The sequence below is a fragment of the Lentzea sp. NPDC005914 genome, from assembly GCF_040629405.1.
GTDB lineage: Bacteria > Actinomycetota > Actinomycetes > Mycobacteriales > Pseudonocardiaceae > Lentzea.
Genome location: NZ_JBEXVQ010000005.1, coordinates 74,609 through 95,907, shown reverse-complemented (window position 1 = coordinate 95,907; position 21,299 = coordinate 74,609). Strand labels below are relative to the sequence as shown.

General features: G+C 68.1%; 26 protein-coding genes. 13 read left to right on the top strand and 13 right to left on the bottom strand.

All coding sequences use genetic code 11. The annotated features are described in order from the left end of the window. Nucleotides 1–52: 52 nt before the first annotated feature. The 6 genes from ABZ345_RS09080 to ABZ345_RS09055 all read left to right on the top strand — a co-directional run bounded on the left by ABZ345_RS09080 (nucleotide 53) and on the right by ABZ345_RS09055 (nucleotide 4,465). Nucleotides 53–1,105 carry a DUF1214 domain-containing protein gene (locus ABZ345_RS09080; RefSeq protein WP_359844594.1) on the top strand — a complete coding sequence of 351 codons (1,053 nt, stop codon included), beginning with the start codon at nucleotides 53–55 and terminating at the stop codon, nucleotides 1,103–1,105. Then, nucleotides 1,102–2,250 (top strand): sulfotransferase, encoded by a 1,149-nt coding sequence (locus ABZ345_RS09075; RefSeq protein WP_359844592.1) that lies wholly within the window; start codon nucleotides 1,102–1,104, stop codon nucleotides 2,248–2,250. The genes ABZ345_RS09080 and ABZ345_RS09075 overlap by 4 nt, the downstream gene beginning before the upstream one ends. Further along, nucleotides 2,247–3,029, top strand: a complete 783-nt coding sequence (locus ABZ345_RS09070; protein ID WP_359844590.1) for an SDR family oxidoreductase — start codon at nucleotides 2,247–2,249, stop codon at nucleotides 3,027–3,029. The genes ABZ345_RS09075 and ABZ345_RS09070 overlap by 4 nt, the downstream gene beginning before the upstream one ends. After that, nucleotides 3,026–3,481 carry an SRPBCC domain-containing protein gene (locus ABZ345_RS09065; RefSeq protein WP_359844588.1) on the top strand — a complete coding sequence of 152 codons (456 nt, stop codon included), beginning with the start codon at nucleotides 3,026–3,028 and terminating at the stop codon, nucleotides 3,479–3,481. Before ABZ345_RS09070 ends, ABZ345_RS09065 begins: the two co-directional genes overlap by 4 nt. Nucleotides 3,482–3,599: 118 nt before the next feature. Next, the gene (locus tag ABZ345_RS09060) at nucleotides 3,600–4,091 is read left to right on the top strand and encodes an RICIN domain-containing protein (protein WP_359844586.1); all 492 of its coding nucleotides are present in this window, start codon (nucleotides 3,600–3,602) and stop codon (nucleotides 4,089–4,091) included. Between the two features lie 179 nt (nucleotides 4,092–4,270). Beyond that, a complete protein-coding gene (locus tag ABZ345_RS09055; protein ID WP_359844584.1) occupies nucleotides 4,271–4,465 on the top strand; it encodes a hypothetical protein in 195 nt (64 codons plus the stop codon). Nucleotides 4,466–4,711: 246 nt separating this feature from the next. On the opposite strand, the gene ABZ345_RS09050 is transcribed toward ABZ345_RS09055, so the two are convergent. Further along, a complete protein-coding gene (locus tag ABZ345_RS09050; RefSeq protein WP_359844582.1) occupies nucleotides 4,712–5,911 on the bottom strand; it encodes a DUF222 domain-containing protein in 1,200 nt (399 codons plus the stop codon). A 486-nt stretch (nucleotides 5,912–6,397) separates the two neighbouring features. On the opposite strand from ABZ345_RS09050, the gene ABZ345_RS09045 reads away from it, so the two are divergent. Beyond that, nucleotides 6,398–7,069, top strand: a complete 672-nt coding sequence (locus ABZ345_RS09045; RefSeq protein ID WP_359844580.1) for an SDR family oxidoreductase — start codon at nucleotides 6,398–6,400, stop codon at nucleotides 7,067–7,069. A 6-nt stretch (nucleotides 7,070–7,075) separates the two neighbouring features. Here the strand turns inward: ABZ345_RS09045 and ABZ345_RS09040 are convergent, their stop codons facing one another. After that, the gene (locus ABZ345_RS09040) at nucleotides 7,076–7,660 is read right to left on the bottom strand and encodes a TetR/AcrR family transcriptional regulator (RefSeq protein WP_359844579.1); all 585 of its coding nucleotides are present in this window, start codon (nucleotides 7,658–7,660) and stop codon (nucleotides 7,076–7,078) included. A gap of 51 nt (nucleotides 7,661–7,711) precedes the next feature. After that, nucleotides 7,712–8,350, bottom strand: coding sequence for a TetR family transcriptional regulator (locus ABZ345_RS09035; RefSeq protein WP_359844577.1), 639 nt, complete (start codon nucleotides 8,348–8,350; stop codon nucleotides 7,712–7,714). A gap of 73 nt (nucleotides 8,351–8,423) precedes the next feature. Between ABZ345_RS09035 and ABZ345_RS09030 the strand changes: the two genes are divergently transcribed. Together ABZ345_RS09030 and ABZ345_RS09025 are read left to right on the top strand one after the other, a co-directional pair. After that, a complete protein-coding gene (locus ABZ345_RS09030; RefSeq protein WP_359844575.1) occupies nucleotides 8,424–9,626 on the top strand; it encodes a cytochrome P450 in 1,203 nt (400 codons plus the stop codon). Nucleotides 9,627–9,628: 2 nt separating this feature from the next. Then, nucleotides 9,629–9,823, top strand: a complete 195-nt coding sequence (locus ABZ345_RS09025; RefSeq protein ID WP_359844573.1) for a ferredoxin — start codon at nucleotides 9,629–9,631, stop codon at nucleotides 9,821–9,823. Nucleotides 9,824–9,880: 57 nt separating this feature from the next. Here ABZ345_RS09025 and ABZ345_RS09020 read toward each other — a convergent pair whose 3' ends face one another. Beyond that, a complete protein-coding gene (locus ABZ345_RS09020; protein ID WP_359844571.1) occupies nucleotides 9,881–10,348 on the bottom strand; it encodes a cupin domain-containing protein in 468 nt (155 codons plus the stop codon). Between the two features lie 80 nt (nucleotides 10,349–10,428). After that, on the bottom strand, nucleotides 10,429–11,985 hold the full coding sequence (locus tag ABZ345_RS09015; protein WP_359844569.1) for a protein kinase: 1,557 nt from the start codon (nucleotides 11,983–11,985) through the stop codon (nucleotides 10,429–10,431). A 112-nt stretch (nucleotides 11,986–12,097) separates the two neighbouring features. Here ABZ345_RS09015 and ABZ345_RS09010 point away from each other — a divergent pair, with 112 nt between their 5' ends. After that, complete coding sequence (locus tag ABZ345_RS09010) at nucleotides 12,098–13,636, top strand: tannase/feruloyl esterase family alpha/beta hydrolase (RefSeq protein ID WP_359844567.1); 1,539 nt, start codon at nucleotides 12,098–12,100, stop codon at nucleotides 13,634–13,636. 6 nt (nucleotides 13,637–13,642) lie between these two features. On the opposite strand, the gene ABZ345_RS09005 is transcribed toward ABZ345_RS09010, so the two are convergent. The 3 genes from ABZ345_RS09005 to ABZ345_RS08995 form a co-directional block, all read right to left on the bottom strand. After that, a complete protein-coding gene (locus ABZ345_RS09005; protein ID WP_359844565.1) occupies nucleotides 13,643–13,933 on the bottom strand; it encodes a hypothetical protein in 291 nt (96 codons plus the stop codon). Nucleotides 13,934–13,952: 19 nt separating this feature from the next. Continuing rightward, on the bottom strand, nucleotides 13,953–14,513 hold the full coding sequence (locus ABZ345_RS09000) for an EF-hand domain-containing protein (protein ID WP_359844563.1): 561 nt from the start codon (nucleotides 14,511–14,513) through the stop codon (nucleotides 13,953–13,955). 469 nt (nucleotides 14,514–14,982) lie between these two features. Continuing rightward, a complete protein-coding gene (locus ABZ345_RS08995; RefSeq protein WP_359844561.1) occupies nucleotides 14,983–15,198 on the bottom strand; it encodes a hypothetical protein in 216 nt (71 codons plus the stop codon). Between the two features lie 43 nt (nucleotides 15,199–15,241). Between ABZ345_RS08995 and map the strand changes: the two genes are divergently transcribed. Further along, nucleotides 15,242–16,060, top strand: coding sequence for a type I methionyl aminopeptidase (gene map, locus ABZ345_RS08990; RefSeq protein ID WP_359844559.1), 819 nt, complete (start codon nucleotides 15,242–15,244; stop codon nucleotides 16,058–16,060). An 83-nt stretch (nucleotides 16,061–16,143) separates the two neighbouring features. Beyond that, on the top strand, nucleotides 16,144–16,425 hold the full coding sequence (locus ABZ345_RS08985) for a helix-turn-helix transcriptional regulator (RefSeq protein WP_359844557.1): 282 nt from the start codon (nucleotides 16,144–16,146) through the stop codon (nucleotides 16,423–16,425). On the opposite strand, the gene ABZ345_RS08980 is transcribed toward ABZ345_RS08985, so the two are convergent. From ABZ345_RS08980 to ABZ345_RS08965, 4 genes are all read right to left on the bottom strand, one after another. Next, complete coding sequence (locus ABZ345_RS08980; protein WP_359844555.1) at nucleotides 16,374–16,706, bottom strand: S26 family signal peptidase; 333 nt, start codon at nucleotides 16,704–16,706, stop codon at nucleotides 16,374–16,376. The genes ABZ345_RS08985 and ABZ345_RS08980 overlap by 52 nt on opposite strands. Beyond that, nucleotides 16,706–18,487: an ABC transporter ATP-binding protein gene (locus ABZ345_RS08975; protein WP_359844553.1), complete on the bottom strand. Its 1,782-nt coding sequence runs from the start codon at nucleotides 18,485–18,487 to the stop codon at nucleotides 16,706–16,708. The genes ABZ345_RS08980 and ABZ345_RS08975 overlap by 1 nt, the downstream gene beginning before the upstream one ends. Continuing rightward, nucleotides 18,484–19,422, bottom strand: a complete 939-nt coding sequence (locus ABZ345_RS08970) for a thioredoxin family protein (protein WP_359844551.1) — start codon at nucleotides 19,420–19,422, stop codon at nucleotides 18,484–18,486. Before ABZ345_RS08970 ends, ABZ345_RS08975 begins: the two co-directional genes overlap by 4 nt. Nucleotides 19,423–19,484: 62 nt before the next feature. Next, nucleotides 19,485–19,646: a hypothetical protein gene (locus ABZ345_RS08965; protein WP_359844549.1), complete on the bottom strand. Its 162-nt coding sequence runs from the start codon at nucleotides 19,644–19,646 to the stop codon at nucleotides 19,485–19,487. 189 nt (nucleotides 19,647–19,835) lie between these two features. On the opposite strand from ABZ345_RS08965, the gene ABZ345_RS08960 reads away from it, so the two are divergent. Beyond that, on the top strand, nucleotides 19,836–20,138 hold the full coding sequence (locus ABZ345_RS08960; RefSeq protein WP_359844547.1) for a hypothetical protein: 303 nt from the start codon (nucleotides 19,836–19,838) through the stop codon (nucleotides 20,136–20,138). A gap of 40 nt (nucleotides 20,139–20,178) precedes the next feature. Here ABZ345_RS08960 and ABZ345_RS08955 read toward each other — a convergent pair whose 3' ends face one another. Next, nucleotides 20,179–21,258 carry a serine hydrolase domain-containing protein gene (locus ABZ345_RS08955; protein WP_359844545.1) on the bottom strand — a complete coding sequence of 360 codons (1,080 nt, stop codon included), beginning with the start codon at nucleotides 21,256–21,258 and terminating at the stop codon, nucleotides 20,179–20,181. Nucleotides 21,259–21,299: the final 41 nt, after the last annotated feature.

Sequence of the window (21,299 nt, the reverse complement as noted above, 5' to 3'; positions counted from 1 at the left end):
TCCAGAATCGGGTATGTTGCGCTAGAACACGTTCTAATTTCGGGAGGGTCCCGTGCCGGATCAGGCGTGGTCGCAGTTCTGCCAGGCGCTCGAGAAGGCCGGGGAGGTGGTGCTCTCCGGGCCCGACACCGCCCTGGACAGGGCAGAGGGCTACCGCTACCTCACCCGGCTGACCCGCGAGATGCTGTACTCCTGCCTGGACAACGCCGATCCCGACTTCCCGCGGTTCCACGAGCTCGACCTCGTGAAGATCGGCGCGGACAACCCGGACAACGTCTACCTGTCGGCGAACATCCGCGGTGACCGCACCTACCGGATCACCGGGAAGCGCGGCACCATCGCGTACTTCAGCATCGGGTCCAAGGCCAACCGGTACGCCAAGGACGGCACGATGGCGTCGACCGGCGAGCTGTCCGACGCCGACCTGACGATCGCACCGGACGGCACGGTGGAGATCATCGCCAGTGCTGTTCAGCAGGGTGCGAACTGGCTTCCACTGGCGCCTGACTCGACAGGTCTCGTCGTGCGTCAGACCTATCTCGACCGGGCCTCGGAAGAGCCCGGCTCGTGGCACATCGAGCAGATCGGCGGACCGGCCGAACCCGCTTCACTGACGCCTGAGTTCCTGGCCAAGGCGCTGCAACGGGCGGCGTTGTCCGTGCACGGCACCGCGGCCACGTTCGCGCACTGGACGCGGACGTTCATGGCGCGCCCCAACGAGCTGCCCGACTTCGGCCAGGAGATGTTCCAGCGCGCGGGCGGCGATCCGGAGATCTTCTACCTGCACGGCTACTGGTCGCTGCGGCCCAGCGAGGCGTGGGTGATCGAGACCGACGTGCCGGACTGCCCGTACTGGAACTTCCAGCTCGACAACTGGTGGATGGAGTCGCTCGACCACCGCCGCCGCATCACGGTCAACAAGCACACGGCTTCGCTGGACGCGGATGGCCGGCTGACGATCGTGGTGGCCGCCGAGGATCCCGGTGCGGGCAACTGGATCGACACCTGCGGGCACAGCTCCGGCACCGCGTTGCTGCGCTGGCTCGGGGCCTCCGAGCATCCGATCCCGAAGTGCCGCGTGGTTTCCCTGGAGGAGATGCGATGACGGTGACGACCGAGCTGAACGTCTCGGAGCTGCTGGAGAAGGCTTGCGCGAAGACCGGTCTCACCGACTTCGGCGACGACTGGTTCCGCGAGCCGCTCGACGTGCTCGTGCGCAGCCTCAACACCGAGGCCGCGCTGTCGCCGCTGGGCTTCGAGCTGACCAGGCATCGGCTGACCGCGCTGCTGGCGGACCGGCTGCGACTGCGCGCGCTGCAACGGTCGAACCCGTCGGTGCTCGACGTCGAGGTGCGCGTGGCCGCCGAGATCTGCGGCCTGCCCCGCACCGGATCCACGCTGCTGCACCGGTTGCTGGCCGCGTCGCCCCAGGTCACCTCCACGCTGTCGTGGGAGGTCGCGTACCCGATCCCGTTCCCCGGCGAGGGCCCGGACGCCCCGGACCGCAAACGCCGCGCGCAGGAACGCATGCAGATGTTCGCGCAGCTCTCCCCCGAGTTCGGCGACCTGCACACCGTCGTGTGGGACGGGCCGGAGGAGGACGTGATCCTGCTGGACCGGACGTTCGTGTCGATGAGCTACGACTCGTTCTACTGGGTGCCCTCGTACGGCGACTGGCTGCGCTCGGCCGACCAGTCGCCCGCCTACCGCGAGCTGCGCGAGTGGCTGCAGGTGCTGCAGTGGCAGAGTCCCGATCGCGCACTGCCGTGGGTGCTCAAGTCACCGCACCACCTGACCGCCGTCGACGCGGTGTTCGACACGTTCCCCGACTGCAAGATCGTCATGACGCACCGCTCGCCGGTCAACGCCGTGCCGTCGTACGCCTCGATGGTGCGCGCGATGTCCTCGCAGTACAGCGAGAACGTCGATCCGGTCCGAATTGGACGGTACTGGTCCCGCCGGTTCGCCGACACCCTGCGGGACTTCGCCTCCGCACGGGAGGCGCGCCCCGACCGGTTCGTGGACGTCCGGTTCGCCGACACCGTCAGCAAACCTCTGGAAGTCGCCCGCCAGGTCCTCGACGCGCTGGGCCTGCCCGCCGGACCGGCCGACGACGCGGCGTTCGAGGCCTACCTGGCCCGCAACCGCACCGAACGGCACGGCTCGCATTGCTACGCGCCAACGGACTTCGGCCTTTCCGAGGACCAGCTGCACCGTGACTTCGCCTTCTACTCGGAGGTCTACCTGTGATACTGCAAGACGAGGTCGTGCTGATCACCGGCGTAGGCCCCGGCCTGGGCTCGAAGCTGGCCGCCCGCGCCGCCGCGGAGGGCGCGAAGGTCGTGATGGCCGCACGGTCCGCCGACGTGATGAAGCAGGTCGAGAAGGACGTGCTCGCCGCCGGCGGCGAGGCCATCGGCGTGCAGTGCGACGTTCGCCGGCAGGAGGACGTCTCCGCGTTGGTGTCCACCGCCGTCGACCGGTTCGGCACGATCACCGGCCTGGTCAACTCGGCGTTCGGGCATCCGGGCTTCTTCGACCTGCTGGACACGCCGGAGAAGGCGATCCGGCGGTCGATGGACATCGTTCTTTTCGGCGCTCTCCAGGTCACTCGCGAAGTGGTGCCGCACATGAAAGCCGCCGGGCGCGGCTCGATCGTCAACATCGGCACCATGACCACCCGCAAGCCGATGCGCGGCGAGGGTGGCTACGCGGTGGCGAAGGCGGCGATGGCGACCGCGACCCAGTTCCTCGCACTGGAACTGGGCGCTTCCGGCATCCGCGCGAACCAGGCCGTGATGGGCTGGCTGGACGGCCCGGGCGTGCGCTTCTTCCTCAAGATGACGGCCGATTCGCGGGGTGTCCCGGAGCAGAAGGTCTACGACGAGATCGCCGCTCGCAACCCACTGGGCCGCATCCCGACCGACGAGGCGTGCGCGGGCGCGGTGCTGTTCCTGTTGTCCCGCTTGTCCTCCGAGATCACCGGAGCCACTCTGGACGTCAACGGCGGGGAGTACATGCCGTCATGAGCAACCTGATCGAGTCCGTGACCGTGGAGATCGACGCACCGGCCTCCTTCGCCTGGAGCGTGCTGATCGATTACCCGAACTATCCACAGTGGAATCCGTACACCCTCGCCGTGGACACGACTTTGGCCCTGGACGCGCCGATCGACCTCACCCTGCCCAAGCCGGACGGCACCGAGGGCACGTGGGTCAGCCGCGAGTACATCCGCATCGTCGACCCGCCGCGGTTGCTGCGCTACGACACCGGCGACACGTTCCCGGGCCTGCTCGGCACACGCGACCAGCTCATCACGCCGCTCGGCCCGGACCGCTGCACCTACCGCACGTTCGAGACGTTCACCGGCAAGTACGCGGACGCCGTCTACGTCGCGCAGGGCGAGTACGTCAAGAACGGCTTCGACTCCGTGGCCCACGCTCTGCGCTCGAGGGTGGTGCTGCTCTGTTCGACGAGATGACGCTCAGGTGAAGTCCAGGCGAACTTGATCAGCGGGTGTTTGAGCGGCCCCGGCGGCGTTTGTAACGTTGCAATCACCGGGGTCGCTCGACCCTGCTGATCACACCTGGGGTTCCATTTTGCGTTTCAGCAGAACGGTTTTCGCTGCTCTGGCGACTGTCGGCCTGACCTTGACGGTCGCTCCGTCCGCCAGCGCGGCCACCTACTACAACCTGGTGAACTTCAAGAGCGGCAAGTGCATGTCCGTGGAAGGCGGCGGCAGCACGTCCAACGGTGCCAACGTGATCCAGTGGAGCTGCAACGACGGCGGCGAGCAGCTCTGGTACTGGTCCGGCAGTCAGCTCAAGAACCGCAAGAGCGGCAAGTGCCTCTCGGTCTCGGGCGGCGGGAGCACCGCCAACGGCGCCGAGCTGATCCAGTGGTCCTGCACCGGCGAGGCCGAACAGTCCTGGGACCACCTCTCCAGCGGCTACCTGGTCAACGCCAAGAGCGGCAAGGTCGCCTCGGTCTCCGGCGGCAGCATCGCCAACGGCGCCAAGGTGCTCCAGTGGCAGACCAACGGCGGCGGCGAGCAGGGCTGGCGCGCTGTCGCCCGCATCATCGACGCCTGATCTTCTTCTCTCTCACGAACTGGGGCTGATGCAATGCTTTCCGCTGCCAAGAAAATCGCCGCCGTCCTGGCCATGGTCGCCGGCGCCACCCTCCTCACCACCACCCCGGCCTCAGCCGCCAGCAATGCAACGACCTGCACGGCCCGGAAGGCGGCACGCTGCCGCTGTGCAAGTCGTGGGTGTGGGACGGCAACGACTACGACGGCAAGTGGTGGACCGACGGCCCGTCGTCGCTCCCTTCGCACACGTACCTGCAGCGCTCGGAGGACGGGTCCGTGCGGAACTCGTCCTTCTCGGGCACCTATTCGGACGTGAAGAAGCTCGCCTTCCGGCTGTGCGACAGCTCGACGGGACGCTGCTCCGGCTGGTGGTGAGCGCCGGGCCGGGTCATTTCATCGCCGCTTCGCGACGATTGCGATTGGGGCTTGACTTTGAGCCTCTGGCAAGATGCTTCATCGGCCTTAAAAGGCCGGGCATAAGGAGCCCGGCCGTTCCCTGCAACGGTAGCATCTTGCACTCAAAGTCAAGCCCCAATCGCCGAGCTGGGCACGTCACGACCGCTTACCGGATCCGCATAAGTTCGGACGGCTCGCTTCGCATCGCCACGATTTGGGTGGCGATCAGGCGGCGGCGTGGATGAGGTTGCGTCTCGGATTGCGATCACGGTCGAGCCATGAAGGCGGGTAGAAAGTCGGTAGGCCCGACACCATTTTCACTGCCCACTCGCTTTGATGGATCAGCGTGTGGTGATGACGGCACACCAAGACCGCGTTCTCCACTGAGGTATTGCCGCCGTCCGCCCAATGATGGATGTGGTGGGCGTCGCACTGTCTCGGCGGGCGGAAGCAGCCGGGGAAGGCGCAGCCTCGGTCTCGGGCGACGAGGATCCGGCGGATTCCGGCGGGGAAGCTGCGGGTCTTGCGGCCGATGTCCATCGGCTGCGACTTGTCCCCCAGCACCAGCGGGATGATCCCGGCGTTGCAGGCCAGCTGACGCACCTGGCTGGCCGGGATCCGCTCGCCGTTGTCCAACATGCCCCGGCCCACCTGCTCGGCCAGGTTCTCGTAGCTCATGGTCACGGTGAGGGTGACGGGCTCGCCGCCGTGCTCGGGCAACTGGTCCGCTCGCACCATCAGGTTGACCAGCTCGGCGAAGGCGTCGCCCTCACGCTCGGAGCGGGACCGGAGGTCCGGGCCTTCCACGGTGGTCTCGGGTCGGGGCTTGGCCAGCGGGTCCAGCATCGCTTCGAAGGTGGCGCTGGTGACCGCGTCCAGCAACGCGCGAATCTCGAGCTGACCGTTCTTCCACTGCTTTATCAGCTGGTTGACGACCGGTGCGGGCTCGACGTCGCGAGGCTCCAGGTCGTTCTGGTAGAGCCCGTAGGCCAGGTCCTTGCCGAACTTGCGCACCGAGTAGGGATCGTGCTCGCGGGCCACGTCCACCACGAGCTGCTCGACCTCGGCGGGCAGCGCTGCCATCACCTCGGCGACCACCCTGACGTGCTCGGCCGACAACGCACCCTCCGCCGCCGCCTCGGCAGTGACCGGAAGTTCGGGAGCAAGTTCACTACCAGTCGGAGTGATCTCCCGCCCCAGCAGACCGGCATGCACGACCCATTGCTTAGCGGCCTTCCGGTCCCATCGAACCGCGTGCTGCAACACCTGCGCCAAGTCCTTGTAACCGAATTCAGCCGCAGCCCCACGCTGATCAAGTTCAGCAATCTTCTGCATGACCGCGTTTTCGCGAACCCGAATCTCCATCACCTCGTCGACGATGCTGCGCAGCAGCTCGTCAGTGGAGAGGAGTCGGGTTTCGCTCACGTGTTCTAATCTACCGCAAGATCACAACATAAAAGCAGCTCAGCCCACACACGATCGAGTGAACCAACCAACATGGCGATGCGAAGCGAGCCGTAAAGGCCTAATGCCATCCAGCAACCGGTCATGACGTGCCCTGCCCGGCGATTGGGGCTTGACTTTGAGTGCAAGATGCTACCGTTGAAGGGAACGGCCGGGCTCCTTATGCCCGGCCTTTTAAGGCCGATGAAGCATCTTGCCAGAGGCTCAAAGTCAAGCCCCAATCGCAATCGTCGCGCAGCGGCGATGAAATGACCCGGCTCGTCAGGACCTACGCGCCCACCAACGCAAGGCGACCCAACCGCACTGGTGACCCCTCCGCTGGAACGCGACCACCCAACGCAAGGTGACCACCACAGCCCCCGGAAGCCGACCCGCCCATCCGCCACCGCCCACCAAGGCACCCCCACCCGACCTTGCCAAAATAGATGATAGCTGTAATCTAAATCCGTGGAACTCACCAACGCCATCGCCGTAGTCACCGGGGCCAACCGAGGCCTCGGCCGCATCCTCGCTGCTCAGCTGCTCGAACGGGGCGCCAAGGTCTACGCGACCGCGCGCCGGCCAGAGACCATCGACCTCCCCGGCGTGACGCCGCTGTACCTGGACATCACCAAGCCGGAGTCGATCGCCGAGGCCGCCGCAACCGCGAGCGACGCGACGCTGCTCGTCAACAACGCCGGCATCTCGACGCACGCGCAGCTGATCGACGGCGACCTCGACGCGATCAGGCTCGAGATGGAGACGCACTACTTCGGCACGCTGGCCACGACTCGCGCGTTCGCCCCGGTCATCGCGGGCAATGGTGGTGGCGGGATCCTGAACGTTCTGTCGGTGCTGTCGTGGGTGCACCTGCCCCAGGTCGGTGCCTATGCCGCGGCCAAGGCGGCGGCGTGGGCGTTGACCAACGCGACGCGTGCCGAGCTGGCCGAGAAGAACATCCAGGTCAGCGCCCTGCATGTCGCGTACATGGACACCGACATGGCCGCGTCGGTGCCGCAGGAGGACAAGACCGATCCGGCGCTGGTCGCCAAGATCGCGCTCGACGGGTTCGCCGCGGGTCTGCCCGAGATCCTCGCCGACGACCTCACCCGCACGGTGAAGGCCGGGCTCGCGAGCTAGGCAGGGCTAGCGCGAGCGCCGAGCCGTGAGTTCGTCCCGCACGGTGTCCAGGATTTCCTCGGACAGCGGCGTCGTTCCGGTGGCGCGAGCCAGGGACAGCGCCCCGACCAGTGTGGCGAGGTCGACCACGGCCCGGCGGCGGGCTTCCTCCTGGTCCTCGGGCAGGCCTTCGAGGGCCACGAGGAACTCGATCATCCCCTTCAGCCCTTCCGCGTACGCCGTCCGCAAAGGCGCGTCGGCGTTCGCCCGGGCCGACTCCACCGCGAGCGCCGTGTTCGCGCAACCCGTGCCCGGCGCGTCGCGGTGCTCGGCGGACAGGTACCGGGCGACGAACGCGTCCCAGGCGTCCGTTCGCTCGGTGAGGTCCGTGATCTGAGCGAGCACCGACTGGAACGCGACCTCGGTCGCGATTCCCAGCAGCTCGTCCTTGGACGCGAAGTGCTTGTAGAACCCGCCGTGGCTCAACCCGGCGGCGCCCATGACGTCCTGCACCGAGATCCCGGCGCTTCCGCGCTCCCGCAACAGTTGCGCGGTGGCCGTCACGATCTGCTCGCGGTGCTGTGCCGCCTCGGCACGTGAAGACCTTCCCACGGCCGCAGGATACCCCAGAAAGATGATGGGCGACTTCTATGCCGCCCACAACTACCGCAACCGCGACAGCCCTCGCAGCGCCCTGGCGATCTCCTCGCGGTGCCGGTCCAGGGTGTCCGTCGTGACGCCGCCGCTCGTCGTCCGGGCGATGTCGTCGGTGGCGACCTTGAGCACGGCGCTCATGGCGGCGGCCTGCACCCGGACCTCCATGGCGTCCGGCGGCAGGCCCGTGCGTTCCGCGAGCGCCTCCGCCAGCGCGTGCTCGGCCCGTTCGCGCAGCATGAGGTAGGCGGCACGCAACGCGCGTTCGCCCTGAGTCAGTCGCACGACGGCGAGTACAGCGGCGATGTCCTCGTCGGAAGCCGAGTCCAGCAGCGGAGAGTAGGCCTCGCGCAGGTGGTCGATCAGCCCGAGTTCGGCCGGCCAGGCGCGCAGCACCACGCAGAAGGCGTCGATCATCTTGGTGAGCAACGGTTCGACGCAGCTCTCCTTGTGCGGGAAGTAGCGCCAGAACGTGCGTTCGGAGACGCCCGCCACCTGAGCGATCTGCTCCCCCGACGTCGCCGCGACGCCCTGCTCGGCGAACAACCGCACCGCGTGCCGCGAGATGTCCAAGCGCTGCTGCTGACGTTGCGCGTCACTCACCGGCGGCCGGCCACGGCGCGGCTTTTCTGACACAACGTCCGTCATCGGGCGATTTAAGCACGTCACTCACCCGAGTCACTTAGTGGCAGAGAGTGCCAATAATCGCTACGGTCGAGGTATGAGCACTGCGACCGAACGACTACAGCTGCCGCTGCCCAGGCCGAACGTCCTCGACCTGGCTCCGCTCTACGAGGTGCTGCGCCGCGAGGCACCGATCGCGCCGGTCACCACACCGGCCGGTGACCCCGCCTGGCTCGTGACCCGGTTCGAGGAAGTACGACTCCTGCTGGGCGACAAGCGCTTCGGCCGCTCCCACCCCTTCCCCGACGAGGCCTCGCGCCTCACGACCGCCGCCGTCCTGGACGGGCCGACGGGCACCTACGAGACCGAGGAAGCCGACCACGCCCGCATGCGGCGCCTGCTCACCCCGGCGTTCTCCGCCAAGCGCATGCGGAGGCTGTCCGACCACATGGGACGGTTGGTCGAGAGCTACCTGGACGAGCTGGTCGCCTCGCCGGACGACGTCGCCGACCTGCACTCCGGGCTCGCGTACCCGTTGCCGGTCGCGATGATCTGCCTGCTGCTCGGCGTGCCGGAGTCCGACCACGAGCTGTTCGCCAGGCTGTCCGAGCGCATGGCCAACGTGACCATCGGCGAGGAGGCCCACACCGCGCGCGAGGAGTTCTTCCGCTACATGGTCGGGCTCGTCGAGACCAAGCGCTCGGACCTCGGCGAGGACGTGATCTCCGACCTGGTCCGCGCCCAGAGCGAGGACCCGTCGTTCGACTACGAGCAGATGATCCGGCTGTGCGTCGGTCTGCTGTTCGCGGGCCACGAGACCACGGTCAACCGCATCGGCCTGGGCACGTTGTTCCTGCTCACCGAGCGCTCGCGGTGGGAGGCGCTGGTGGCCGACCCGGACGGGCGGGTCGACGCGGTGATCGAGGAGATCATGCGGCTCGGCGCGCCCGGCGACCTCGGGCTGCTGCGCTACGCCCACGAGGACGTGGAGATCGCCGGAGTGACCATCAACCGCGGCGACGCGCTGGTCCTGTCGATCAACGCGGCCAACCGCGACGTCGACGTGTACTCCGACGCCGAGTCGTTCAACCCGGACCGTCCGGAAAGGACACACCTCGGGTTCGGGCACGGCGCGCACTTCTGCATCGGGGCATCGCTGGCCCGCACCGAACTGCGCGTGGTGTTCGCGGCTCTGGCGAAGCGTCTGCCCGGGTTGCGGCTGGCGAAGGACATCGACCAGCTGGAGGTGCGGGCCACCCTCACCGGTGGTGTCGCCGAGCTGCCGGTGAGCTGGAGGTAGTCGTGAAGGTCGTGGTGGATCAGGGAAAGTGCGTCGGGGCCGGGCAGTGCGTGCTGGCCGCTGACGACGTGTTCGACCAGCGCGATGAGGACGGGCTGGTGGACCTGCTGGACGCGAGCCCGCCTGACGCGCGGCTGGCTGACGTGAGGCACGCGGCGGCGGTGTGCCCGGCGTCGGCGATCGTGGTGCAGGACTGAGGTTGCTCACGTGCGGCGAGGGCTCGAGCGATGCTCGACGCCCTCGCCGCCCTGCGGTCAGACGAAGTACGAGTCGTGCTTGTCGAGGAACGCGGCGCGCTCATCGGCCGTGACGCTGCCGAGCTTCTCGAAGTACTCCTCGCGCGGCGCACCAGGTGTGAACAGCAGCAACATCTCGGCCGGGGCGTCGGAGTCGTTGCGGAACGCGTGCAGCCCGCCCTGCGGCACGTGCAGGAAGTCGCCTTGCTTCGCGTCGACCCACTGCTCGCCGTCGTAGAGCCGGACGGTGCCGTCGAGGATGTAGAACGACTCCGAGATCGTCCGGTGGAAGTGCGTGTTCGGGCCGCCCGCCCTGGGTTTCATCATGACCCGGTACAGCCCGAACTCGCCTTTGGTGACCTGAGTGGTCGCGAGGTAGTGGATGCCGTCGCCGGGCTCGCCGAGGTCGGGCGGGGTGCTCGCCGGGCGGAAGTTCGCGCTGACCTCGCCGTCTTGTCCGAAGTAGACTTTCTCCGGGTAGGACATGCCGACCGTCCTCTCGTGGGATTCCTATCTACAAGACAGGATTGCCCGCGCGGATGTGACAGGAAGTCGCAAATCGGCAGTCAGCTCTGCATCAGCGGTTCGACCAGCGGGGTGCCGTCGGCTTTGCCCACGAAGCAGTCGATGATGCGGTTCGAGCGGCGGTAGCCGTTCTCCTGCTTCACCTTCCACGTTTCCTCGTTCGGGATGACGACCCAGTACCGCAGGGTCTTCTCCTTGTCCTGCCCGGCGACCTTGGACGACAGGAACGTGCGCGTGCACACGGTTCCGCCGATCTTCGTCAGCTCCGCGACACCGGGGTACGGCACGTCCTTCTCGTAGTCGGTGTTCGCGGCGACCGAGTCGAGCACCTCGGTCTCGTGCTCCTTGTAGCAGCCGACGCGGTCCTTGGTGGAGTCGATCTTCCGCGCGCCTTTCGCGGGCGTCCAGGTCAGGCAGTCCTTGCTCAAAGCGCCCAGCCCGTCGTACGGGAGGTCGCCGCCGGGGCCGAAGGTCAGCACGGGTTGCATCGCGGGCGAGCTGGAGGGGCCGGTCAGGCCCACGTCGTCCAGCAGCGGCTTGAACACCGTGAAGTACAACAGAACCAGCGCGCCCACCAGGAACAACGGGGTCAGCGTCGCCGACAGGATCAGGCCGATCGAGCGTCGTTTCGCGGGAGCGGGAGGGAGGACGACCGGCGGAGCCATGACCATCGAGTTCACGGTCATCGGTCCGGAGGTCACCGGCCCAGAAGTCACCGGCCCTGAGGTCGCCGGTGCGGGCGGGACCGGTGCGGGGACGACGGGCTTCAGCTGCTGGGTCAGCTCGTTCCCAGGCAGCCGCAGCGCCCGTTCGATCAACCGGTGCGCGGCCGCCACTCCCAACCGGCGCTCCGGATCCGGCTCGAGCAGCCCGGTGATCAGCTCGCCCAGCGGCCCGGTCACGCGCGGCTGCGGCCGTTCGCTCATCACCGCGAGGATCGTCGCCGAGGTGGTGGGCCGGTCGAACGCACCGCGTCCCTCGGTGGCGTAGAACAGCGTGGCGCCCAACGCCCACAGGTCCCACGCGGGCATCGCCTCACCACCCGCGAGACGCTCCGGCGACATGTACGCGGGCGAGCCGATCAGCGTGCCCGTCGCGGTCAGCCGCGGGTCGTCGATCGACTGGGCGATGCCGAAGTCGGTGAGCTTCGCGGTGCCCTTGCCCGGCACCATCACGTTGCCCGGCTTGACGTCGCGGTGCACGACGCCGGACTCGTGGGCCGCCTCCAGCGCGTTCAGCAGCTGTGCGGCCAAAGTCGCGGCGGCCTTCACGTCGAGCGGGCCGTCGAGGTCGACGAGCTCGTCCAGCGTCGGAGCCTTGATCAGCTCCATCACGATGAACGTCTGGTCGTCCTCCTTGATGAGGTCGTAGACGGTGACGACCGCGGGGTCCTGCAGCTGGCTCGCGATCCGGGCCTCGCGCAGCACCCGTTCCTGGTAGACGATCCGCTCGGCCGCGGGCACGTTGCCGGGGAGCAGCAGCTCCTTGACCGCGACGTCGCGGCCGAGCACGGTGTCCTGGCCGAGCCACACGGCCCCCATGCCGCCCCGCCCCAGCTCGCGGACCAGCCGGTAGCGTCTGTTGCCCACCTCGCGCATGGCGGGAAGTTTCTCAGCCCGTCACCCGGTCCGGTGAACCGGCCATGACGTACGGACGCAGCGTCGTCTGACGGGCGCAACGGACCGGGTCCCTTGCCTAACGTCGCGCGGCGTGAGACTGACAAAGCTGTTGGCAGCCACCCTGCTCCTGACCGGTCTGGCGCCACTCGCGCCCGCGTCGGCGAGCAACACCTCGTGCGCGCCGGTCGCGGTCACCGCCCCGGCCGGCGCCAGGATCGAGTCCGTGGACGCCGTGCGCCACCCCGGCGGGACCGTCACCTTCCCGCAGACCCCTTTCTCCGCACCACCACCGATCAACGACGTGCCCGCGTACTGCGAGCTCACCGTCACCGTGACGCACGGCTCCGACCACGCGAAGGTCGTGGTCGCGCTCCCGGAGACCGGCTGGTCCGGCCGTCTGCAGGGCGTCGGCGGCAGCGCGTACGCCGCCGGTGACACCGGTGCGCCGCTCGTGCAGGCGGTGAAGGACGGCTACACCGCCGTCACCACCGACGCCGGCGTGCTCACGGGCCTCGACACCAGCTGGGCGGTGCGCGACGGGCAGCTCGACAAGACGCTGCTGACGAACTTCGCCACGCGGTCGGTGCACGAGTCGTCTGTGATCGCCAAGGACGTGGTGCGCAAGCACTTCGGGCGCGCGATCTCCTACTCGTACTGGAACGGCTGCTCGACCGGCGGCCGCCAGGGCTATTCCGAGGCGCAGAACTTCCCGGACGACTACGACGGCGTCCTCGCCAACGCACCGGCCGTGAACTGGGCCCAGTTCGCCGTCGCGACGCTGTGGCCGCAGATCGTGCAGAACCAGGACGGCCACGTCGTCAGCAACTGCGTTCTCGCCGAGTTCCGCAAGGCCGCCGTCGAGGCCTGCGATGCCGCCGACGGCGTGACGAACCAGATCGTCGACCGTCCGGACCGCTGCAGCTATGACCCGCGTCGTCTCGTCGGCAAGGTCGTCGTCTGCGACGGGGTCGAGGTCACCGTGACTTCCACCGACGCCGACGTCATGCGCAAGATCTGGAACGGCCCGACCGACGAACGCGGCCGCTCTCTGTGGCCAGGCCTGCCGAAGGGCGCGGACCCGATCTGGCTCGCGGGCACGCTGCCCGGTTTCCCCGGCCCCGGCTTCCCGGTGGCGTCCGCGTGGGTGTCGAGCTTTCTGCTGAAGCAGCCCGGTTTCGACACCTCGAAGCTCACCTACCAGCAGTACCGGGACCTGTTCCGGCAGTCGGTGCGCGAGTTCGACGACGTCATCGGCACCTCGGACCCCGATCTCACCGCGTTCCGCCGCTCCGGCGGCAAGCTGATCACGTTCGTCGGCACCAACGACCAGCTGATCCCGCCCGGCGGCACGCTGAAGTACCGGTCGGACGTCGAGCGGCGGATGGGCCACGTGAACGACTTCTACCGCCTGTTCCTGGCTCCTGGCGTCGACCACTGCTTCGGCGGCAACGGCGCCGCGCCGGTGAACCCGCTCGGCGCCCTGGTCGACTGGGTCGAGCACGGCAAGGCTCCCGCCGTGTTGGCCGGCGCGTCCGCGGACGGGTCCACGCGCAACCTCTGCCCGTTGCCGCAGGTTTCCCGCTACCGGGGCGGTGATCCGAAGGTGGCGTCGAGCTTCCGCTGCGTCTAGTCCGCGCTACTCGGCGAGGACACCTTCCTCCGCGGTGACGAGCGAGTCGATGGCGTCGAAGAACGCTTTGATGCCCGGCAGGTTCGCACCCTTCGCACTGGAAGCGGCGTAGTCCTCCGGCGAGCGCCATTCGACGATGTCGAGCCACTCGTCGTTGGACAGCCGCACGAGCCGTGCGCCCAGGAAGCCCGCACGGTCGGCCTCGAAGTCGGCGATCATGCCCGGCCGGGCGGCCAGCAACTGGCCGACCCTGCCGGGCAGGACGCGGAAGCGGGTCAGTTCAATCGAAGTAGTCACTCTTTGATGATAGTCATAGTTAGTGACTAGCGCGCTGCAGGGCCTTCGGGTACAGCCAGCTACCGGGCGTGTCCTCGGCGGGGTTCGTGTAGTAGTCCCGCACCGCCGCAACGTATTCCTGCACGCTGATGGCCCCGTCGCCATCCGTGTCGAGGTGCGCGAACGCCAGCCCGCACTCCTCCTCGCTGAGCCCCCGCGCCCTCAGCAGCACCTGGAACTCGTCCGCGTCCACCCGCCCGTCCCCGTTGGTGTCCGCGATGTCCAGCAACGTCTGCACGATCTCGAGAAAGTCGGCGTCGAACGGCCCGTGGTCCACAAACGCCTCCATCATGGCGTCCCGGTACTCCTCAGGCCCGATCCTGCCGTCGCGGTCGGCGTCGCAATGGTCGACCAGCATCTCCCAGAACCGGTCGTACGCGTCCACGAGCTCACTCCCCCGCTCCGACGACGCAGGCTCGCCGAACGCCTGCAGCAACCGGTTGGCCAGCGCGTAGATGTCGGCCAGCTCGATGACGCCGTTGCGGTTGACGTCGTAGTGGGCGAAGGTCGAGTCGATCCTGTGCTGCAGCACCTGCTTCATGCCCGGCACTGTGGAGAGGGGCCGGGGTGAGCGCAAACCACGTCGCCCACCCAGGTGATCGTGCTAGCTCGACCGTGTGAGGCGGTACCAGCCGCGGTCGACCCGCTCCAAGTCGGGGAACGTGGTCGGGCGAGTTGGCGCACAGCCGGGTGCGCACAGTGCTGTCGGCCAGGCGTCCGTCGCGCCGGCGGACCTCGTGGACGAAACGGCGGCCGCGAGAGTCCGTGACTTCCGGCTAGGGCGGCCACAAGCACGCGTAGGTTCCGGACAGCACGAGCGGTACATCGCGTATGCGCGTGGTGCCCGTGCCCGCGTTGACCGCCCAACTCAGACGGCCAGACTGCCAGCGACCCTCGTGCAGGCGGAAAGCCGCGTCGCTCGGGTCGAGTTGCGGCTTGGCGACCAGTAGCCGGAGTCATGGTCAGCGTCACCGACCAGCCGTTCCAGCCACACGACATCCTTGATCACGTCATGACGGCTGATGTCCGGCTCGGCAGCTCGAACCCCTCGCCGTCCACCCCAGCGAACCCCGCAGGTGCTGGAAGTCGGCCTCCGAGTGGAAGATCGGCCGCCGAACCGCCAGCCCTGACAACGCCTCGACCATGTCGATGCCCACCGACGCCTCCCAGGAGATGCGGACACCCAGGACATCGGGCCACCCTGTGGGCGCGTTATCCCCGACCATTCCGGTATAGTTATACCGGTACCAGCCAAAACGGAGGATCACGTTGATCGAACTGAAGTCGCCAGCCGAGATCGAGCGCATGCACGTCACCGGCCAGTTCGTCGGCAAGCTGCTCGAAGAGTTGTCGACGGTGGCCGCGGTCGGCGTCAACCTGCTCGACCTCGAGCTGCACGCTCGCCGCATGATCGAGGAGCGTGGCGCCGAGTCCTGCTACTGGGACTACTCGCCGTCGTTCGGGCGCGGGCCGTTCCGCAACGTCATCTGTCTGTCGGTCAACGACGCGGTGCTGCACGGGCTGCCGAAGAGCTACGTGCTGCGGGACGGCGACTTGCTGACCATGGACATCGCCGTGAGCATCGACGGCTGGGTGGCGGACTCGGCCCTGTCGGTCATCGTCGGCACGCCCCGCGAGGAGGACCTGCACCTCGTCCGGGCCACGGAGGTGGCGTTGGAGGCCGCGATCGAGGCCGCTCAGCCGGGCAACCGGATGGGCGACATCGAGGCGTCGATCGGTGAGGTGGCCAAGGAGTTCGGGTACACGCCCAACCTCGAGTTCGGCGGGCACGGCATCGGGCGGACGATGCACGAGGCGCCGCACGTGTCGAACAACGGGAGGCGCGGGCACGGCATGAAGCTCCGGCCCGGGCTGACGATCGCCATCGAGCCGTGGCTGGCTGCCACGACGGATCGAATCATCTTCGACGACGACGGCTGGACGCTCAGGTCTGCTGACGGGTCGCGTACGGCGCACAGCGAGCACACGGTTGCTATCACCGAGGACGGGCCGTTGGTGCTGACGCGGCGGCCGAACGAGCGTAAGCAGAACGAGGTCTCAGAGCAGCAGCCCCACGTTCTGCCTTAGTGGCGAACTCGATCGCGCTCGGGTAACCATGCAGTGGGCTTCAAGAGGAGAGGAACGGGAGGACCGACGACACGGGAGTCTGGATGACCACAGGGGCAGAGCTGGGCGTCGACCTGGACGAGCTGCGGCTGCTGGGCGGCTTGTCCTACCGCGAGCTGGCGCGTCGCACGGGGTGTGCGCGCAGCACGTTGCACGACGCGTTGACCGGACGTCGTTTTCCCAAGCTCGACACCGTTCTGGCGATCGCGCGGGCGTGCGGAGGGGACACGACGAGCTGGCGGCAGCGGTGGGTGGCGGCTTGCAAGCGGACGTATCAGGCGCGGACTGTGCCGACGATGTCGCGGCAGGCGACCAGGCCCAGCTGACGGGAGTCCTGCGACCGCGCGTTGTCCCCCACCACGGCGACGAAACCGGTCGGCACGTGTGAGGTGCCTGGCAACGTTGGCGCGAGCCAGGCGGGCACGGGGTCGCCGGCGATGGCCGCCACGCGCTTGATCCGGTGGGGCAGTTCGGGGTCGGGTACGCGGAACACGATCACCTCGCGGCGGCGCGGGCTCCTGCGCAGGAGTCTGCGCGCCACGAGTTTCTGGCCGTCGTACAGGGTTGGCGACATGCTGTTGCCCCGCACGGTGACCCTGATCCACATCAGCCGACCCTCGCATCCTGGTAGCCGTCCGCCTGCAGCCGGAACAGGCGCGCGTACTCGCCGTTCGCGTCCATCAACGAGTCGTGGCTGCCCTGCTCGGCGATCTGTCCGTCCGCCAACGTGACGATGAGGTCGGCCCCGCGCAGTGCCGCCATGCGGTGCGAGACGAGCAGCCGGGTCCGGCCGTGAGCGTGGCGCCGGAGGGTGTCGTGCACGCGGTGCTCGCCTTCCGCGTCCAGTCCGGACGTCGGCTCGTCGAGGATCATCAGCGACGCGTCGGTGCGCATCAGGCACCGGGCCAGCGCCACCCGTTGCCACTGCCCGCCGGACAGCGTCACGCCCGTCCGATCTTCGTCCGCGTGCGTCCGCGACAGCACGGTGTCGTAGCCGTCGGGCAACGTCTGAAGCACATCGGCGATCTGCGCGACCTCCGCTGCCGCAACGATTCGCGCCCGATCGTCCAACGCCGGGACCTGGCCGATGCCGATGTTCTCCGCCGCGGTCAGGTCGTAGGCCATGAACTCCTGGAACACCACGCCGATCCGCCGCCGGAGTTCGGCGAGGTCCAGCGAACGGATGTCCGCGCCGCCCCACGTGATCGTGCCGCGCTGCGGGTCGTAGAACCGGCACAGCAGCTTGACCAGCGTGCTCTTGCCCGCGCCGTTGACGCCGACCAACCCGACGGCCGCGCCCGCGGGAATCGTCAGGTTCACGCCGCGCAGCACCCACGGGCCGTCCTCGGAGTAGCGGAACCAGACGTCCCGCAGCTCGATCGCCGCAACCGCAGGAGTTCCACTGCCCGCCGTCAGATCGTCCTGAGTGCCGACGACGTCGAGGTAGTGCCCGAACAGCTTGACCGCGCGCCCGGCCTCGCCGAGCTGCAGCACCACACCGGACAACCCGGTCTGCACACCTGCGACAGCGCCGAGGAACAACACGAGATCGCCGACCGAAGACCGTCCGGACACCACGTTCACCGCCACCACGACCGTGCCCGCCCCGGCGACCACGGCCCCGAGCAACGCCAAACCGCTCTGCACCACCGTTCCTCGCCCCGCCGCCGCGAGCCGCGCGCCCGAGACCGTCTCCAGTGAGGACACCATCCTGCTGTGCAACAACGAGCCGAGGCCGAACAGCCGGATCTCCTTGGCCGCCCGCACATCCGTCAGCAACGCGCGGTAGAACAGGCGCCGTCGATCAGTCGCCACCCACGTTTCCTCGACGGCCGCTTCGCGCCGCGCGGTGGCCAACCGAGCGAACACCGCTGTCACCACCGATGCGAGCAGCAGCAACGTCATCGGCGGCCACACCACCAGCAACGCCCCGGTGAAGCTCGCCAGCAGCACGACCGAACGGACCAGCTCCTGGGTGAACTGCGAGATCGTGCCGGGAGCCTCCTGAGCGGCCTGTTCGGCGAGCCGCAGCCGGTCGTGGAACGCGGGGTCCTCGATCTGCCGCAACCCAGGCAGCGTCGCGATCCGCTGGAACAGCCTGCTTTCCACGGTCAGCGTGACCCGTTGCTGCACGATCTCGCCGAGATGCCCACCGACGTAGAGCATCGCGATCGCGAGCCCGCCGACGAGAGCGGAGGCCACGGCGAGAAACGCCGCGCTGCCAGGTGAAGCCGTCCTCGAGGTCAGTGAGTCGACCAACAGCATCGTCAGCCACGCACCAGTCGCGGGCGCCGCGCCAGCGAACACTGTGAGCACCAGGGTGATGCCAGCGACCAGCGGCGTGGCGCGGAACGGCAACGCCAGCGCGGCCAGCGCGTTGCGGATCATGCCACCGGCGCCGCAACGCCGGCGAAGTCGCTCAGCTTGATGCCGGACGCGGTCACCACCCCGCCGTGCGTGTAGATCAACGTCGGGAACGCCATCACGTCGAACGCGGACAGCACTGGATCATCCGTCCCGACGACCGCGACCCGCCCCAGCCCGCTGACCTTCTCGGCAAGACGCTGCGTGGCCTCGGGATCGGTCAGATCTCCATCCACAATGGACACGAATCGAGCAGCGGGCGGATCTGCCAGCAGCGCGTCGCTGAGCGAACGGCACGGCCCGCACCCGACCGAGAAGAACCCGACCTGCACCGGCCCGTCGAGGTCGGCGTCGGTGAAGGGGATGCCGTCGGTGTCGACGACCGAGAAGGACGGGATCACCTTGCCGGGCTGCGGCAGGTTCTGGTTGCGCGCCGGACCGGAATGCTCCTGCAGCTCCCGGACCCGCGCCACCAGCCCGTACGTGAACAGCACGTGCACGGCGACAACGACGGCCAGCAGCACGACGGCAATCGTGAGCAGGGTCAACGGTTCCTCCCAGGAAGCGGGTGGCGTCACGAACGCACCAGCGAGACCAACAGCGATCAGCAACCCGTTGCGCACGAGGTGTTTGGGCCCGAGCACGTCCCCGCCCGCCCCGAAACACTTGCAGCGCACGGCTTTCCTGCCGGACATGGCGAGAACGATCCCGCCGCAGAACACCGCGAGCAGTCCCACGGCGGCCGCGTACCCGAGCCCCGTGCCCGGAATCGCCAGCAGCACAACAGCAACGGCCTCGCCGGCGATGAGCACCAGCGAAGCCGCCCGCGCGGGCACCCACGGCACCAGCGCGGCGATCGAGTCACGGAACTCCGCGAACCCCTGCCGGGTGCGGACTTTGCCCACCACCGCCGCGACGAAGACAACGGCGAGCAGCACACGCGCGAACAGGTCGAGCACTTCTGACCTCCCCCAAGCGGGTGCCGGCGAGCAACGCCCGCCGGCACCCCCAGCTCAGTGCGTCAGCGGCAGGTGCTGCTCGCCGACGAACAGATGCCGTTGCAGTTGAAGCGGAATCCCTTCTTGCAACACTGGCCGTGCTCGGGCACGCAGGCACCGGCGTCGACCTTCGGCAGCACCAGTCCGACGAGCTTCTCCCCGGCCAGCTGTGCGAAACGCTTCATGATCCGCTCCTCCCAGTTGATCAACACGAACGCGGACCACGCTGTCTCGCCGCGACCGGGAACGGAAGTGGAGTCGGACGCACTCGGACGCTCTCGGACTGGCACTGGGCCATCCGGCCGAGCACGTGACACGGCTCAGAACGTTCTGGTAGGAAAGGTGAGCAAGCTCTGACGACCTGGGGGGAATTCATGAGCTCATGGGGCAGAAGGCTGTCCGCAGCAGGCCTCGCCGTGGCCGCGGCACTGCTGGTCGCCGGTCAGGCACCAGCCATCGCCGGCGAGTCCGACGGAAGCGAATATCCCTGCGGCATCTCGAAGGACGACGTCACACCGAAGCGGTGGCACGCCAAGAACTGCGCGCCACAACGCAATCGCGAGGTCTGGGTCTCCCGTTACAGCGGGCCGCCGGACGGTCCTGACTGCGTTCCGGCACGCACGGAACGCATCTACGACAACTCGTACAAGCTGGAGTGGACCGGCGCTTTCTGCTGATCTGAGAAGGCCCGGAAGCCCTCGGCTTCCGGGCCTCGGATCAGCGCGTGACGGCGTCCGCGATACGCAGCGTCATCTGCTGTTGAGTGCTGTCGCTGACCGTCGGCGTGAAGGAGTACGCCATGCGGCGCTGCTGGTCACGCGTGGAGAACATGCCCGCGTTGTAGCCGTACTGCTCCCCCGTCTTGCCCCAGAGCTCGACTCCGTTGATCGTGGCCGTCTGCAGTCCTGCCGCATGGCGTGCGGGCGAACCGTCCACCATGGACACCCGCGGCACGGTGAACATCGTCGCCAGCAGGTCGGGCGGCAGCAGATCGCCGTCGAACAACGCCGTCATGAACCTGGTGAGGTCGCCGGTCGTGGAGATCATGTCGCCTTCGCCGTACGAGATCGACGTGTTGTAGTCGCTGACGTCGACCCGGCCGCGACCGGGTACCTCCAGATAACCGTGCACGTGCGCGCCACGGATCCGCGTCTCGTTCAAGGCGGGCACGTAGGTCCTGGTGAGCCTCAGCGGGCACAGGATTCTGGTCTCGACCTCGTGGCCGTACGTGTGCCCGGTGATCTTCTCGATCAGCATCGCGGCGAGCACGTAGTTGATCCCGCGGTACTCCTGCCGGGTTCCAGGCGGGAACTTGGCCGTCGTGTCGGGCACCAGCCGGACGCGCTGCTCGGGCGTCCACCGGTCGTACCGGTGCGCGACGACCTTGTCCGGCGTGCTCAGGTCGGGAAAGCCGACCTCGAACGGGATCCCGCTGGTGTGGTCGAGGAGCTGCCCGACCGTCACCGGTTCCAGTTTCGGGGGCAGCAACCCCGGCAGGTAGTGCTGAACCGGCGTGCCGAGGTCGACCTTGCGCTCGTCGACGAGCTGCAGCACGACCGTCGCGACGAACACCTTGGTGACGCTGCCGATCCGGAATCGGTCATCGGGCCGGATCCGGCGGTGTGTCCCCAGGTCCGCGACGCCTTCCGCGCCGTACCACCGGCCCGCCGAACCGGACACCCGCAGCTGCGCGGACGTCGCCGCCGGGTGATCCAGGTCAGCGATCGCCGCCTGCAGCGCTTCCGGGTTGAGCGGCGATGAAACTGCGACCACGGCCGCCAGCAAGAGTGACTTCATGATCACCCACGCTGCCGCGACCGTGCGGACGTGGCCATGGG

Excerpts from the sequence above, each read along its gene's own strand:
- ABZ345_RS08975 (WP_359844553.1), bottom strand. The coding sequence starts at position 18,487 with ATGATCCGCAACGCGCTGGCCGCGCTGGCGTTGCCGTTCCGCGCCACG.
- ABZ345_RS08955 (WP_359844545.1), bottom strand. The coding sequence starts at position 21,258 with ATGAAGTCACTCTTGCTGGCGGCCGTGGTCGCAGTTTCATCGCCGCTC.
- ABZ345_RS09075 (WP_359844592.1), top strand. The coding sequence starts at position 1,102 with ATGACGGTGACGACCGAGCTGAACGTCTCGGAGCTGCTGGAGAAGGCT.
- ABZ345_RS09035 (WP_359844577.1), bottom strand. The coding sequence starts at position 8,350 with ATGACGGACGTTGTGTCAGAAAAGCCGCGCCGTGGCCGGCCGCCGGTG.
- ABZ345_RS09065 (WP_359844588.1), top strand. The coding sequence starts at position 3,026 with ATGAGCAACCTGATCGAGTCCGTGACCGTGGAGATCGACGCACCGGCC.
- ABZ345_RS08980 (WP_359844555.1), bottom strand. The coding sequence starts at position 16,706 with ATGTGGATCAGGGTCACCGTGCGGGGCAACAGCATGTCGCCAACCCTG.
- ABZ345_RS09020 (WP_359844571.1), bottom strand. The coding sequence starts at position 10,348 with ATGTCCTACCCGGAGAAAGTCTACTTCGGACAAGACGGCGAGGTCAGC.
- ABZ345_RS08995 (WP_359844561.1), bottom strand. The coding sequence starts at position 15,198 with ATGGTCGGGGATAACGCGCCCACAGGGTGGCCCGATGTCCTGGGTGTC.
- ABZ345_RS09015 (WP_359844569.1), bottom strand. The coding sequence starts at position 11,985 with ATGCGCGAGGTGGGCAACAGACGCTACCGGCTGGTCCGCGAGCTGGGG.
- ABZ345_RS08985 (WP_359844557.1), top strand. The coding sequence starts at position 16,144 with ATGACCACAGGGGCAGAGCTGGGCGTCGACCTGGACGAGCTGCGGCTG.
- ABZ345_RS09030 (WP_359844575.1), top strand. The coding sequence starts at position 8,424 with ATGAGCACTGCGACCGAACGACTACAGCTGCCGCTGCCCAGGCCGAAC.
- ABZ345_RS08960 (WP_359844547.1), top strand. The coding sequence starts at position 19,836 with ATGAGCTCATGGGGCAGAAGGCTGTCCGCAGCAGGCCTCGCCGTGGCC.
- ABZ345_RS09000 (WP_359844563.1), bottom strand. The coding sequence starts at position 14,513 with ATGAAGCAGGTGCTGCAGCACAGGATCGACTCGACCTTCGCCCACTAC.
- ABZ345_RS08965 (WP_359844549.1), bottom strand. The coding sequence starts at position 19,646 with ATGAAGCGTTTCGCACAGCTGGCCGGGGAGAAGCTCGTCGGACTGGTG.